General features: G+C 72.0%; 13 protein-coding genes and 1 riboswitch. Of the genes, 6 read left to right on the top strand and 7 right to left on the bottom strand.

Going from position 1 to position 13,552, the window contains the following annotated elements; translation table 11 throughout:
• Window positions 1-141: 141 nt before the first annotated feature.
• Complete coding sequence (gene trpD, locus ACFU95_RS27380) at window positions 142-1,206, top strand: anthranilate phosphoribosyltransferase (protein ID WP_383832366.1); 1,065 nt, start codon at window positions 142-144, stop codon at window positions 1,204-1,206.
• Between the two features lie 84 nt (window positions 1,207-1,290).
• A riboswitch (SAM riboswitch) is annotated at window positions 1,291-1,407 on the top strand.
• Window positions 1,408-1,551: 144 nt separating this feature from the next.
• Window positions 1,552-2,919 carry an aminotransferase class V-fold PLP-dependent enzyme gene (locus tag ACFU95_RS27375; protein ID WP_383832364.1) on the top strand — a complete coding sequence of 456 codons (1,368 nt, stop codon included), beginning with the start codon at window positions 1,552-1,554 and terminating at the stop codon, window positions 2,917-2,919.
• Here ACFU95_RS27375 and ACFU95_RS27370 read toward each other — a convergent pair.
• From ACFU95_RS27370 to ACFU95_RS27340, 7 genes are all read right to left on the bottom strand, one after another.
• Entirely contained in the window at window positions 2,874-4,073 is a 1,200-nt protein-coding gene (locus ACFU95_RS27370; protein WP_383832362.1) for a glycerate kinase, read from the bottom strand. The genes ACFU95_RS27375 and ACFU95_RS27370 overlap by 46 nt on opposite strands.
• An 8-nt stretch (window positions 4,074-4,081) precedes the next feature.
• Window positions 4,082-5,497 (bottom strand): SLC13 family permease, encoded by a 1,416-nt coding sequence (locus ACFU95_RS27365; protein ID WP_383832360.1) that lies wholly within the window; start codon window positions 5,495-5,497, stop codon window positions 4,082-4,084.
• 93 nt (window positions 5,498-5,590) lie between these two features.
• The gene (locus ACFU95_RS27360; protein WP_383832358.1) at window positions 5,591-6,253 is read right to left on the bottom strand and encodes a response regulator transcription factor; all 663 of its coding nucleotides are present in this window, start codon (window positions 6,251-6,253) and stop codon (window positions 5,591-5,593) included.
• The gene (locus ACFU95_RS27355) at window positions 6,250-7,746 is read right to left on the bottom strand and encodes an ATP-binding protein (RefSeq protein WP_383832356.1); all 1,497 of its coding nucleotides are present in this window, start codon (window positions 7,744-7,746) and stop codon (window positions 6,250-6,252) included. The genes ACFU95_RS27360 and ACFU95_RS27355 overlap by 4 nt, the downstream gene beginning before the upstream one ends.
• On the bottom strand, window positions 7,682-7,975 hold the full coding sequence (locus ACFU95_RS27350) for a small secreted hydrophilic protein (RefSeq protein WP_383832354.1): 294 nt from the start codon (window positions 7,973-7,975) through the stop codon (window positions 7,682-7,684). The genes ACFU95_RS27355 and ACFU95_RS27350 overlap by 65 nt, the downstream gene beginning before the upstream one ends.
• A gap of 77 nt (window positions 7,976-8,052) precedes the next feature.
• The gene (locus ACFU95_RS27345) at window positions 8,053-8,334 is read right to left on the bottom strand and encodes an Lrp/AsnC family transcriptional regulator (RefSeq protein ID WP_048585175.1); all 282 of its coding nucleotides are present in this window, start codon (window positions 8,332-8,334) and stop codon (window positions 8,053-8,055) included.
• Window positions 8,331-9,089 carry a rhomboid family intramembrane serine protease gene (locus tag ACFU95_RS27340; RefSeq protein ID WP_383832351.1) on the bottom strand — a complete coding sequence of 253 codons (759 nt, stop codon included), beginning with the start codon at window positions 9,087-9,089 and terminating at the stop codon, window positions 8,331-8,333. Before ACFU95_RS27340 ends, ACFU95_RS27345 begins: the two co-directional genes overlap by 4 nt.
• 166 nt (window positions 9,090-9,255) lie before the next feature.
• Here ACFU95_RS27340 and ACFU95_RS27335 point away from each other — a divergent pair, with 166 nt between their 5' ends.
• The 4 genes from ACFU95_RS27335 to ACFU95_RS27320 all read left to right on the top strand — a co-directional run bounded on the left by ACFU95_RS27335 (window position 9,256) and on the right by ACFU95_RS27320 (window position 13,550).
• Window positions 9,256-9,495 carry a hypothetical protein gene (locus ACFU95_RS27335; protein ID WP_217209432.1) on the top strand — a complete coding sequence of 80 codons (240 nt, stop codon included), beginning with the start codon at window positions 9,256-9,258 and terminating at the stop codon, window positions 9,493-9,495.
• Between the two features lie 36 nt (window positions 9,496-9,531).
• Window positions 9,532-10,875, top strand: a complete 1,344-nt coding sequence (locus tag ACFU95_RS27330; RefSeq protein WP_383832349.1) for an NYN domain-containing protein — start codon at window positions 9,532-9,534, stop codon at window positions 10,873-10,875.
• Between the two features lie 211 nt (window positions 10,876-11,086).
• On the top strand, window positions 11,087-12,118 hold the full coding sequence (locus ACFU95_RS27325) for an NlpC/P60 family protein (RefSeq protein WP_383832473.1): 1,032 nt from the start codon (window positions 11,087-11,089) through the stop codon (window positions 12,116-12,118).
• Between the two features lie 418 nt (window positions 12,119-12,536).
• Complete coding sequence (locus ACFU95_RS27320) at window positions 12,537-13,550, top strand: NlpC/P60 family protein (RefSeq protein ID WP_383832347.1); 1,014 nt, start codon at window positions 12,537-12,539, stop codon at window positions 13,548-13,550.
• The last annotated feature ends 2 nt before the right edge of the window (window positions 13,551-13,552 follow it).

The raw sequence follows: 13,552 nt of genomic DNA, 5'->3' as shown, positions 1-13,552 counted from the left end.
GCTTAGCCACGCCACGGTTGAAGGGCCCCGTCCGTTGTACGGACGGGGCCCTTCGCCGTGCCCCGCGGCTGGATAGGGTGGACCCCGTTGAGATTCACGTCCCGTAGTGCGGGACAAGGACAACCGACCCAGGAGCGGCTGATGAGCGCTGTGACCCCCGCTGGAGGCGACACCGCGGCGGGCCGTTCCTGGCCCGAGGTGCTGAGTGCCCTGCTCGCCGGACAGGACCTGAGCGCCGGCGACACGGCATGGGCGATGGACCGCTTCATGAGCGGCGAGGCCTCGGACGCCCAGATCGCCGGCTTCATGGTGGCCCTGCGGGCCAAGGGCGAGACCGTCGAGGAGATCAACGGCCTCGTCGAGGCGATGTACGCCCACGCCCAGCCGCTGGACATCCCCGGCCCGGCCGTCGACATCGTCGGCACGGGCGGCGACCGCGCCAAGACGGTCAACATCTCGACGATGTCAGCCATCGTGATCGCGGGCGCCGGGGCGAAGGTGGTCAAGCACGGCAACCGCGCGTCGTCGTCCGCGAGCGGCTCGTCCGACGTGCTGGAGAAGCTCGGCATCAACCTGGACCTGTCGCCGCAGGGCGTGGCGCGGGTGGTGGACGAGGCCGGGATCACCTTCTGCTTCGCCGCCAAGTTCCACCCCTCCATGCGGTTCGTCGGTGGCGTACGGCGGGACCTGGGCATCCCGACCTCGTTCAACCTCCTCGGCCCGCTGACCAACCCCGCCCGCGTCACCTCCTCGGCGGTCGGCTGCTTCGACACCCGGATGGCGGGGCTCATCGCCGGCGTGCTGGCCGAGCGCGGCTCGTCCGCTCTGGTGTTCCGCGGCGACGACGGCCTCGACGAGCTGACGACGACGGCCACCTCCCGGGTGTGGGTGGTCCGCGACGGCAAGGTGACCGAGGAGGCCTTCGACCCGCGCGACGTCGGCATCGAGCTGGTGCCCGTGGAGGCGCTGCGCGGCGCGGACGCGTCGTACAACGCGGAGGTCGCCCGGCGCCTGCTGGACGGCGACCCGGGGCCGGTACGGGACGCCGTACTGCTCAACTCGGCGGCGGCGCTGGTGGCGTTGGAGCCCACTCGGGCCCCGCTCACGGAGCAGATCCGGCTCGGTATGGCGAGGGCGGCGGAGTCGATCGACTCGGGGGCGGCCAAGCGGACGCTGGAGCGTTGGGTGGCGGCCAGCAACGCCTGAACCCGCCAGATGTGACGCAGGGCGCAGTCCGGATTCTGGACCGCGCCTTGCGCGTCGAAGATCGTGTGGCAGGATATTGGACCAGGTCATGAGTGACAGTCATGAGGCCCCGGCCGACTGTCCGGCAACCCTCCGTCCGTGGCGGGGTGCCCCGGGTGAAGACCAGGCCGTAGGCAGCGAGGTCTACGGCAAGCGCGGGCCCCTCTCGAAACCAGGGGTCCTGGTCGTTCGAGGGAGTCTTCCGTGAGCAAGCGAATGCGATAGGGCTGCTGAGCCCCGCCTCCGCACACCCTTTTTCTCTTTCCCGCATGCCCTCAACCCGCATGCCACTCACGGGAGTTCGCCATGTCTGTCTCCACCGCTGCCGTCGACCAGTCCGTTTGCACCCCGTTGCCCGTTCTGGGCCGTGATGTCACCGTCCCGCTCGTGACCGGCGGCGAGGTCACCTACGCCGCGCTCGACTACGCCGCCAGCGCCCCGGCCCTCCAGCGCGTCTGGGACGACGTCGCCGCCTACGCGCCGTACTACGGTAGCGTCCACCGCGGTGCCGGATACCTCTCCCAGCTGTCCACCGACCTGTTCGAGAACGCCCGCAGGACGGTCGCCGAGTTCCTCGACTGCCGGGACACCGACCAGGTCGTGTTCACCCGGTCCACCACCGACTCGCTCAACCTCCTCGCCGCCGCCCTCCCGGCCGGCTGCCAGGTCTTCGTCTTCGAGACCGAGCACCACGCCTCCCTGCTGCCCTGGAAGAATGCGCAGGTCACCTACCTCAACGCGCCCCGCACCCCGCGCCAGGCCATCGAGACCCTGGAGCGCGCCCTCGGCGACCGTGACCCCCACGGCCCGGCCCTGGTCTGCGTCACCGGCGCCTCGAACGTCACCGGTGAGCTGTGGCCCGTACGGGAACTCGCGGCGGCCGCCCATGCCCACGGCGCCCGGATCGTGCTCGACGCCGCCCAGCTCGCCCCGCACCACCCGGTGAGCGTCCAGGACCTGGACGTCGACTGGGTCGCCTTCTCCGGCCACAAGCTGTACGCCCCGTTCGGCTCCGGCGTCCTGGCCGGCCGCGCCGACTGGCTGCGGGAGGCCGAGCCGTACCTCGCGGGCGGCGGCGCCAGCCGCAAGGTCACCCGGCGCGAGGACGGGGGAGTGGACGTCGAGTGGCACGAGAGCGCCGCCCGCCACGAGGCCGGCTCGCCGAACGTCATCGGCGCCTACTCCATCGCCTCCGCCTGCAAGGCGCTCGCCGAGGCCGGGTTCGACAGCCTGGTCACCCGGGAGCAGTACCTGATCGAGCAGGTGCGCACGGGCCTCGCCGAGGTGCCCGAGGTCCGGATCCTCTCCCTCTTCGGCGACGACGCCCCGCGCGTCGGCGTGATCTCCTTCGTCGTCGACGGCTGGAACAGCTCCCACTTCGCCGCCGCGCTCTCCGCCGAGTACGGCATCGGGGTGCGGGACGGCCTGTTCTGCGCCCACCCCCTGGTCCGCACCCTGCTCGGCAGCGACCCGCAGACGCAGGGCGAGTGCGGTGCCCCGGACGCCGCTCCCGGCGAGAAGTCCCTCAACGCGATCCGGGTGAGCTTCGGGGCCGGTACGCCGGACGAGCACGTCGAGCGGTTCGTGAACGCCGTGAAGGAGCTCGTGGCGGACGGTGCCCGGTGGAACTACCGCACGGAGGACGGGCGTTGCGTGCCCGACACCTCCGCGTGAGCCGGTAGCCGGGCGCCCAGCAGGATCATCCGCAGGGCGCGTTCGGTCGCGTCCGTGAGGAGTTCGGAGGCCCGGACCAGGGCTTCCGCCAGGGCCATCGGCGCCGGCAGGATCGCACTGAACGCGTCCACGCCCGGCACCTCGTGGGCGCCCTCGCCGAGGGTGCCCGCCAGCACGAGCACCGGGCGGCCGTACAGCTTGGCCCGGCGGGCCACCTCGGCCGGGACCTTGCCCCGGGGTGTCTGGTGGTCCAGTGCGCCCTCGGCGGTGACGACGAGGTCGGCGCGGGCGAGGCGGGCGTCCAGGTCGAGGTGGCCCAGGAGCACGTCGAAGCGGGGGAGCAGACGGGCGCCCAGCGCGGCGAGCCCCGCGCCCAGACCGCCGGACGCACCGGTGCCGGGGCCGTGGCGCAGGTCGGTGCCCACGGCCCCCAGGTCACGGGTGAGGACGTGTGCCCAGTTCTCCAGGCCCGCCGAGAGGTCCTCGACCTGTGCGGGCGTCGCCCCCTTCTGCGGGCCGAAGACCCGGGCCACGCCGCGCTCGCCGCACAGCACGTTGTACGGGTTGCAGGCGACGAGCAGCTCGACGTCCCGCAGCCGCGGGTCCAGACCGGACGGGTCGATCCGCGCGAGCCGCGTCAACTCGCGCCCGCCACGGGGCAGTTCGAAGCCGTCGGCGTCCAGGAGCCGGGCGCCGAGCGCCTGGAGCGCGCCGGCGCCCCCGTCGGACGTACCCGAGTCGCCGCAGCCGATCAGGACGCGCCGTACGCCCGTGTCGAGCGCGGCGCGCAGGAGTTCGCCGACGCCGTACGTCGTCGTGGCGCCCGGGTCGCGCAGGGCGCGGGGCACGAGGGACAGCCCGGCCACCGCGGCCATCTCCACGACCGCCGTGTCCCCGTCGCCCGAGCCGAGCAGCGCGAAGTGCGTGCCGACCGGCTCGCCGACCGGGCCCGTGGCGGGCAGCGCGACCAGCCGTCCGCCGGTCGCGGCGGCCAGGGTGGCGGCCGTGCCCTCGCCGCCGTCCACCAGGGGGATCAGGTCGAGCACGGCGTCCGGCAGGACGCGCCGGACACCGTCCGAGATGGCCTCGGCGGCTGCCTGGGCGGACAGGGACTCCTTGAAGCCACTGGGGGCTACGACGACTCGGGTCAGCATCAGATCTCCTAACGGAGCACGGGTACGCCGAGCAGCGGCCACACCGCGACGGCGAAGAGCAGGACAAGGGCGGCCGTCAGCGGGGCCAGGACGGCGGACAGGCGCAGCAGGTCGCGCGGGGTGTAGGTGGGGGTCCCCGGGATGTCGGAGAAGAGCGTGACCGGCTTGGCGGAGGCCGGGAGGGTGTGGCAGAAGCCGGCCGCGGCGGTGGAGGCGAGCGCGGCGGCCACCGGGTTGACGCCGGCGCCGACGGCCGCCGCGACCACCAAGGGGACCAGGACCGAGGAGCGGGCCGAGCGGGACTGGAGGACCAGGTGGGCCGCCGTGCTGACCACGATCACGACGGCCAGGAACAGCATCGGGCTGATGCCCGCGGGGAGCCCGTCGACCAGCCAGCGCGCGGCTCCGGAGTCGGCGAGCGCGACGCCCATCGCCATCGTCGCGGCCATGAAGAGCAGCAGTGACCACGGGACCGTCTTCAGAGCGTCCTTCAGACGCACGGTGCCGAGGGCCGGGGAGGCCGCCACCACCGCGCCGATCAGCGCCACGACGGCGGGCGGCACCCGGTGGAGCGGCTCGCTGCACCACAGCACCACGACTGTGCCGAGCAGCAGCGCGCACCGCTTCTCGGCCTGCGACCAGGGGCCGGTGACCGGGTCGTCGCTGTGCTCCTGGATCTGCTCGGGGGTGATGTGCACGGCGCCCTCGCGGTCCGCGCGCCGGGTCGTCGTCAGGAGTACGGCCTCGGCGGCCAGGTGGGACGACGCCACGGCCAGCGGCAGGCCGAGCAGCAGCCACTCGGTGAAGCCGATCCGGTCACCGGTGGCCTGCCACAGCACCGACACGGTGATCAGATGCGCACCGGCCCCGATCAGGGTCGCCACCGCCGACAGCAGGATCACGGTCGGGAACAGCAGCGCCAGCATCACCACCAGCCGCTTGCGGTCGGCCAGCACCTTGGCGAGCGCCAGGAACACCGGCAGCGCGAGCGCGGCCCGCCCCGACGTGGCCGGCACCGCGAACGCCGTGACGACCAGGGCGGCCGTGGTGAGGTGCACGAGCTGGCGTACGGTCCGCGCCCCGCCGACCAGGAACGCCGCCGCCCGCCCGGCGAGCCCTGTCCGGGCCACGGCGGCCGCGAGCACGAAGGCGCAGATCAGCAACCAGACCGTCGAGTCCCCGAGGGTGCCGAAGAGCGTGTCGCTGCTGATCACCCCGGTCACCGTCAGGGCGAGTCCGGCACCCAGCGCGATGTACGTGTCGTCGACCGGTGTGGCGATCCAGGCGCAGGTCGCCAGGGCGAACACGGCGAGGGTGAGGCGGGCGTCGGCGCCGAGTCCCGGGAAGTTGCCGGGCACGGCGAGCAGCGCGCACAGGGAGAGCGCCACGCACAGGGCCGCGCCCAGTCGGAGGTTCAGGGTCACGTCATCGAGGGTTCACCCGGGCCGTGAGCGCTCGATGAGCCGTGGATGAAGGACACTTCACGCGGACCGGGGACTTCCCGCGGGCCAAAGACCTCACGCGGACAGGCGGTACCCCACGCCCCGCACCGTCTCGACCCGTTCGGCCCCGAGCTTCTTGCGCAGCGCCCGCACGTACACGTCCACGATGTTGGACCCGGGGTCGAAGTCGTAGCCCCACACGTGCGACAGGATCTGCTCGCGGGACAGTACCTGCCCCGGATGCCGCAGGAACAGCTCCAGCAGCACGAATTCACGGGCCGTCAGGTCCACGGTCCGCTCGTCCGCCCGGGCCCGCCGGGTGCGCAGGTCCAGGGTGAGCGAACCCGACCGCAGCACCGTCACCTCGGGCGCCCGGGCCGCCGTACGCAGCCGCAGGCGCACCCGGGCGAGCAGTTCCTCGAAGCGGAACGGCTTGGTCATCCAGTCGTCGGCACCGCCCTCCAGACCGGCCACCGTGTCCCGTACGGAGTCCCGCGCGGTCAGCACGATCACCGGAACCGACACCCGGGCCTCGCGCAGTTCGCGCAGCACCGTGAAGCCGTCCCGGCCGGGCAGGCCGATGTCCAGGACCACCAGATCGAAACCGCCGGTCAACGCGTACTCGTAGGCGGCGTCGCCGTCGCCGACGACGGTCGTGGTGAAGCCGTTGGAGCGCAGGCCCTTCTCGACGAAGGAGGCGATCCTGTCCTCGTCCTCGACGATGAGAATGCGGTTCACGTCTGTGCCTCTCCCAGGAGCAGGACGAAGGTGGCGCCGCCACCCTCCGTGTCGCGCAGCCGCACCCGGCCGCCGTGCGCCTCCGCGATCGCCCGGACGATCGAGAGGCCGAGCCCGGCTCCGGAGCCCCGGGCGCCGCGCCGGGACGTACCGCGCCGGAACCGTTCGAAGATCACCTCACCGTCCTGCGGCTGCACACCGCACCCGGAGTCGGCGACGTACAGCTCGACGCCCGGCCCGTCGGTGCGCGAGCCGATCCGGACGGTCTGGCCGGGCGCGGTGTGCTGTACGGCGTTCTGGGCGAGCTGGACCATCGCCTGGGTGATGCGCTGCGGGTCCAGCTCGGCCTCGACGTCGGCCACCTCGGCGAGCTGCCAGTCCCGCTCGCCGAGGGTGCGGGCCTTGACGTAGACGTCGGCGGTGAGCTCGGCGAGCTGGACCGGCTCGGGGGTGACGAAGTCGGGACGCTCGGCCTTGGCGAGCAGCAGCAGGTGCTCCACGATGCGGCTCATCCGGTCGAGTTCGTCGGTGACCAGCCGTATCGTCTCCTCGCGCTCGGCTGCGCTCTCGGTGGCACCGCCCATCAGCTCCAGATGGCCGCGCACGATGGTGATCGGCGTGCGCAGCTCGTGGCCCGCGTCGTCGACGAACTCGCGCTGGGCGGCGAAGGCCCGCTCCAGCCGGTCGAGCATGTCGTTGAAGGTCTCCGCGAGCGCGGCGATGTCGTCCCGCCCGTGCACCGGGATACGACGGGTGAGGTCCTGCTCGGTGAGCTGTGCCGCCGCCGTGCGCACCAGCCGCACCGGCTTGAGGATCCGCCCCGCGACCGCCCAGCCGATGCCGGTCGTCATCAGCAGGGCGACGCCGGAGATGGCGAGCAGGATACGGAACTCCTCGTTCACCGCGGCCTGTTCGCGCCCGGGGTGGAAGGCGACGACGAACGCGGCCTCGGCCTCGCCGCCGGCCCGGGCGACCGTGACCTTGGCCCAGCGGATCTCGCCGGACGCCCGGTGCAGCGTGCCCGTGGCGTCGGGCGAGTCGAAGATGCGGCGGCGGGCGTCGGCGTCCCGGTGCAGCGGAACGGCGACAGGGATGTCACGCGGCTGGCGGTACTGGGCCGGGGTCGTGCCCGGGCGGCCCACCAGACCGATCAGCTCCTCGTCCGGGTCGGCGTACTGCCGTACCAGGAACTCGACCAGCAGCCGCGACGGGTCGGTGAACGGACGCCCGGTCTCCGGGTCGACGCCCCGCTCCTCGAAGTTGGCGAACTCCCCGGCCTCCTGGGCGAGCAGCCCGTTCGCCCGGTGGTCGACGTCCCGCAGCAGGATGGACCGTGTCGTCGTCGCCACGGAGACGAGTCCCACGGCCATGACGAACAGCAGCCAGAGCAGGATCCGGACCCGGGCGGAGATCCGACGGCGCACGGGGTCAGCCGTCGTCCCCGGGCTCGCCACGGTCGTCGTCTCCGGTCTCCCGGTCGGGGGCGTCGTCATCGTCGTCGCTCGTGGGGCTGTCGGTCACCGGGGGCCGGGAGACGACCTCGTCGCTCGGCGTCGGCGTGGGCCGGGTGGGCGTCGGTGAGGGGGAGCCGCTGTCCAGCTCGACCTTGGCCGGGACCTTGGGGGACTCCGGGTTGTCGGTGAGGGCGAAGCTGGTCGCGGCGATGCCCAGCGGAATCGCCACTACGGCGGCCAGCGCCGCGATCCGGTGCGAGAAGACCATGCGACCGAGCCTGCCCCCAGTACCCGGCGGTCAGGATGAGCCCAGGATGAAGAACCCTTCATCCTGCGCCACGCGGGTCAGCTGTCCAGGCCGATGGCGAACGCGGCCTCGATGTCGTGCTGCGAGTACGTACGGAACGCCACGTGCGTGTCCGTCCCCTCGACACCGGGGATCTTGCTGATCCGGCCCGGGATGACCTCGGCGAGATCCTCGTGCTGCTTCACCCGCACCATGGCGATCAGGTCGTACGTCCCGGTGACCGAGAAGACCTCGGTGACGCTCTCCAGCGAAGCGATCCGCTCCGCGATCTCGGGAATCCGGTCCACGCTGGTCTTGATGAGGACGATCGCGGTGATCACGGCTGGTTCTCTCCCTCGGAGGCCGGAGCTGGGGCGGTGTTCACTCTAGTGGTAGCCCTGAACCGGGCCCACGCGTAGCCGAAGCCCAGTCCGAAGCCCACCAGGTGCGCCAGATACGCCACCCCCGGCCCCTGGGCGGCCCGCCCCGCCGCCACCCATTGGAGGCCCGCCCAGAAGGGCAGCACGACCCAGGCCGGGAAGCGCAGCGGCAGGAAGAGCAGGAACGGCAGCAGGCTTGTCACGCGCGCCCCGGGGAAGAGGAACAGGAACGCGCCGAGGATCGCCGAGATCGCCCCGGAGGCGCCGACCAGGGACTGGGTGGAGTCGTCGTTGGCGGCCGCGTAGCCCAGCAGCGCCAGATAGCCGCACCCCAGATAGAAGAGCGTGAACTGGACGCGGCCCATCCGTTGCTCGGTCAGCACGCCGAAGACGTAGAGGAAGAGCATGTTGCCGAGCAGGTGTACCCAGCTGCCGTGCACGAAGAGTGCGGTCGCGGGCGTGAGGGCGGCCCGGGGCGCGCCCTCGAACAGCTCCGCGGGCACCACACCCCAGCGGTGGAAGTAGGCCCGCTGCGCGGCGGCCAGCCCCTCGCCGGAGCCGTACGCCGGATTCAGCCCCGCCGCCGGACCGATCAGGAAGAGCAGGCAGCACACGGCGATCAGGGCGTACGTCACCGGCGCCGGCGCCCGGAAGGCCGATCGGCCCGCCTTGGCGAACCGAGCCCCGAAACGCGCCACGCTCCAGTTGCCGATCATGAATACAGAGCATGACGTAACCGGACGCACCCGCGCAGACCGCCTCGCCGCCGTGGACGGACGGGCGGCGAGTACCCGCCAGGCCGTAGGGTAACGAGCCACACGCACCGGGGAGCCCGGGGCGTCGCGGACAATAGAAGCCTCAGAAGGAAAGAGCACGGTCACGATGACGGTTCCCCTGCCGACCGACACGACGCGGTGGCGCTGCACCCTCTGCGGCAACCTCACGCGCTTCGACGTGACGCGCTCGTCGAAGGTCGTGGAGTACGTCCACCTCGATCTGGCCGGCGAGCCGAAGGTCGAGGAGCGCGAGGTGCTCAGTGAGACCATCGAGTCGGTGCGCTGCCGCTGGTGCAACGCCGTGGACAAGGTGGAACTCGTGGACAGGCCGGGCGCCGGCTCCTGACAGGAGCCGGCCCCGCACAGCATTGGGGTGTGAGGGATGGTGGAGACACAAGGCGGGGGGCCGGGCGACGGCGCCGCCGAGGTGCTCGACCGTCCGCTGCCCGACGGGGTACGGCGCAGGGTCGTACAGATCGTGTCCGACGGGTTCGGCGGGCTGACCGTCGGCGAACTGCCCGCACAGCTTCGGCAGTACGCCAGATTCGCGCCGAACCGCCGGGCCAAGTTCGCCGGCAACGCGATGGCGGCCGCGCTGGAGACCGATCCGCTGTTCCGGCAGCGCATCGGGGAGAAGTTCAGAGAGGTCCAGCCGGAACTCTCCGGCGCCCTCGACGCCGGCTCGGCGCCCCCGGCCGCGGACCCGCTCGACGTGGCGGCCGCGGCCTATGTTCTGCGGCCCACCGACTGGGTCAAGCTGGTCACCGCGGCCGGCGAGGAGGCCCAGCGGGCCGACGCCGAGCGCGCCGACGACGAGACCCGCGCCGAGCTGGAGCGGCTGCGCGAGGAGCTCGCGCACGCCCGTGAGCACACCCGGCACGAGACCGAGCGGCTGCGCACCGAGCTGGACGCGGCGAAGAAGGAAGCCGAGTCGCTGCACCGCAAGCTGCGGTCGGCGCTCAGTGACGTCAAGCGCGGCGAGGCCGCCCTGCGCAAGGTCCAGGGCGAGATCGAGACCGTACGCGCCGAGGGGCACGCCCATGTCTCCGCGGCCGAGAGCGAGACCCGGCGGCTCAGGGCGCGGCTCGGGGAGGCCGAGGCCGCCCTGGAGGCCACACGCAAGGCGGCACGCGAGGGACGCAGCGTCGAGGACATGCGCGTCCGGCTGCTCCTGGACACCCTGCTGGACGCCGCCCAAGGGCTGCGCCGGGAGCTGGCGTTGCCGCCGGTGTCCGTACGGCCGGCCGAGACCGTGGACGCGGTCGAACCGGGACGAATGACCCCGAAGGACATCGCCGCACGGGCGTTGTCCGAGAACGACCCCGCGATCCTCGACCAGCTCCTCGCGCTGCCGCAGGCGCATCTGGTGGTCGACGGCTACAACGTCACCAAGACCGGCTATCCCCAGATGCCGCTGGAGAAGCAGCGCCTGCGGCTGCTCGGCCAGCTCTCGCAGCTCGCCGCGCAGACCGGCGCCGAGGTGACCTGTGTCTTCGACGGGGCCGAACTGGCCGCGCCCGTACTGCTCGCGCCGCCGCGCGGGGTGCGGGTGCTGTTCTCCAAGCCGGGCGTGACCGCCGACGAGCTGATCCGCCAGCTGGTGCGCGCCGAGCCGCCGGGCCGTCCGGTCATCGTCGCCTCGACCGACCGCGAGGTCGCGGACGGGGTCGCCCGGGCCGGAGCCCGCCCGGTGGCTTCTGCGGTGCTTCTCAAGCGCCTGTCCTGAAAACGGCAACGTACAGACGCAATGCCCGAATTGGTGTAAGCCCCGGACAACGTAGTGTCAAGCCCGTGTCACACGATGTGAGTTGTGTGTAAAGAATGGCGGGTGTGACGAGAATTTTCGTGTGAGGATTTGATCTGATCACAACTGGGTCACTAGGGTCTGGCCTCGAACCTCCGAGCGGGTGATCACTCAGAAGAAGGAGTTCACCTCCGTGGCGTCCCACCGTCGACCCAAGCAGCCGAGCCGAGCACGTGTGACCGTGCTGACGACCGCCGCCGCTGCTGCCGTGGCCATCAGTTCGCAGGCCGCCAACGCGGCGCCCAGCGAGAAGCCGAGCAAGGACGAGGTAAAGGCCAAGGTCGACAAGCTCTACGAGGAGGCCGAGCAGGCCACCGAGAAGTACAACGGCGCCAAGGAGAAGCAGGAGAAGCTCCAGAAGGAGATCTCCACCATCCAGGACAACGTCGCCCGCGGCCAGGAAGAGCTCAACGAGCTGCGCGACACGATGGGCCTCGCGGCCGCCGCCCAGTACCGCACGGGCAGCATCGACTCCTCCGTCCAGCTGTTCCTGTCGTCCGACCCGGACGACTACCTGGACAAGGCGTCCACGATGGACCAGCTGAGCGCCCAGCAGGTCGACTCGCTGAAGAAGATCCAGGGCAAGCAGCGCGAGCTCTCCCAGCAGCGCGCCGAGGCGTCCGACAAGCTCAAGGACCTCGCCTCCACCCGCACCGAACTGGGCAAGAAGAAGAAGCAGGTCCAGGCCAAGCTCGGTGAGGCCCAGAAGCTGCTCAACACCCTGACCGCCGCCGAGAAGGCCGCCCTCGCCGCCGAGGAGCAGCGCGCCAGCCGCTCCGCCGCCGACCGCGTGGACCTCGGCAACGTCGGCTCCGCCTCCGGCCGGGCCATGGCCGCCTTCCAGGCCGCCCAGAGCCAGATCGGCAAGCCGTACGTCTACGGCGCCACCGGCACCGCCTCCTACGACTGCTCGGGCCTGACCTCCTGGGCCTACGGCCAGGCCGGCGTCCCCATCCCGCGCACCTCGCAGGCCCAGGCCAGCTACGGCAGGCACCTGTCGATGGGTGAGCTCAAGGTCGGCGACCTCGTCATCTTCTACGACGACCTGCACCACGTCGGCCTCTACGCGGGCAACGGCCAGGTGCTGCACGCCCCGCGCAGCGGCACGGTCGTCCGCTACGAGTCGATCAACAACATGCCGTTCATGTTCGGCGTGCGGATCTGACCCCGGCCGAACGCCTGCAAGATCAACACGCAGTGCCGCCCGAACGGGCGAATCACGACAACTCTCGCTGACCCCACGCCCCGCCCATGACCTGCGTCATAGGCGGGGCGTCACTTTGTGTGCCCGCCGCGGTCGTTGGTCGGTGTCCGTTCGCGCGGCTAGCATCGCCGCGTCCGTCGACGGAAGTTGTCGGACCTACCGCCGGACGGGCGGGAAGTCACGCCTGCGGAGGCCACGTAAGACCAACCCTCAGGGGCGGGCGGCGGCCTGTGAAACAGGAACCCGTGGTGGCATCGCGACGCGGTGCGGACCGAAATCTCCTGCCCCCGGGCGGGAGAGGGCGTCAATGTCTGCCGCGTTTCCCCCGGCCCGGGGGAGACCGGTGGCGTTCCGACACATGGAAGGAGAGCGGCTTCCCGTGGGGTCCCATCGCCGCCTTGTATCGCCCGGGTTCGACCGGGGCGCCAGCACAGCCCTCTGCGTCATGTCGGCCGCCGCCGCGGCCCTCGGGGTCGTACCGGCCACGGCCGCGCCGCAGGACGACACCCGGGCCAAGGTGGACCACCTCTACGAGGAGGCTGAGAAGGCCACCGAGCTCTACAACAAGGCCGACGAGCGCGCCGACAGGCTCCGGGAGCAGGTGAGCGACGCCCAGGACCGGATCGCCCGGCAGCAGGAGGACATCAACTCCATGCGCGACGCCCTCGGTTCGCTGGCCGGCGCCCAGTACCGCTCCGGCGGCCTCGACCCGTCCCTCGCCCTGCTGCTCTCCGACGACCCGGAGGACTACCTCGACCGGGCCGCCCGGATCGCGCGGATCAGCGCCCACCAGGCCGACGAGCTCAAGGACCTCCAGGACGCGATGCGCGAACTCGCCCAGGAGCGCACGGAGGCGGCCGGAAAGCTCGTCGAGCTGGAGAAGAGCCGCAAGACCGTCGCCGCCCACAAGCGGACCGTCGAGCGCAAGCTCGCCCAGGCCCGCAGGCTCCTCAACTCCCTCACGGCCTCCGACCGCGCCGCCTACGACCGCGCCTCCCGTTCCGGCCGGGACGTCATGCCCGACTTCGGCAGCCTCGCCGCGCCCTCGGGCCGCGCGGGCGCCGCCATCGCCGCCGCCCACTCCGCCCTGGGCAAGCCGTACGTCTGGGGCGCCAACGGCCCGTCCGGGTTCGACTGTTCGGGCCTGATCCAGTGGTCGTACGCCCAGGCCGGTGTCGCCCTGCCGCGCACCTCGCAGGGCCAGCGGTACGCCGGCCGGCAGGTCCCGCTCTCCGAGGCCCAGCCCGGCGACGTCGTCACCTACCGCTCCGACGCCAGCCACGTCGGGATGTACGCCGGCAACGGCCAGGTGATCCACGCGCCCTACCCGGGCGCCCCCGTGCGCTACGACCCGGTCGGCATGATGCCGGGCGCGACGGTCACCCGGGTCTGAGC

It is taken from the genome of Streptomyces sp. NPDC057623 (assembly GCF_042800355.1).
Lineage (GTDB): Bacteria > Actinomycetota > Actinomycetes > Streptomycetales > Streptomycetaceae > Streptomyces.
This window is presented reverse-complemented; position numbering and strand designations above follow the sequence as displayed.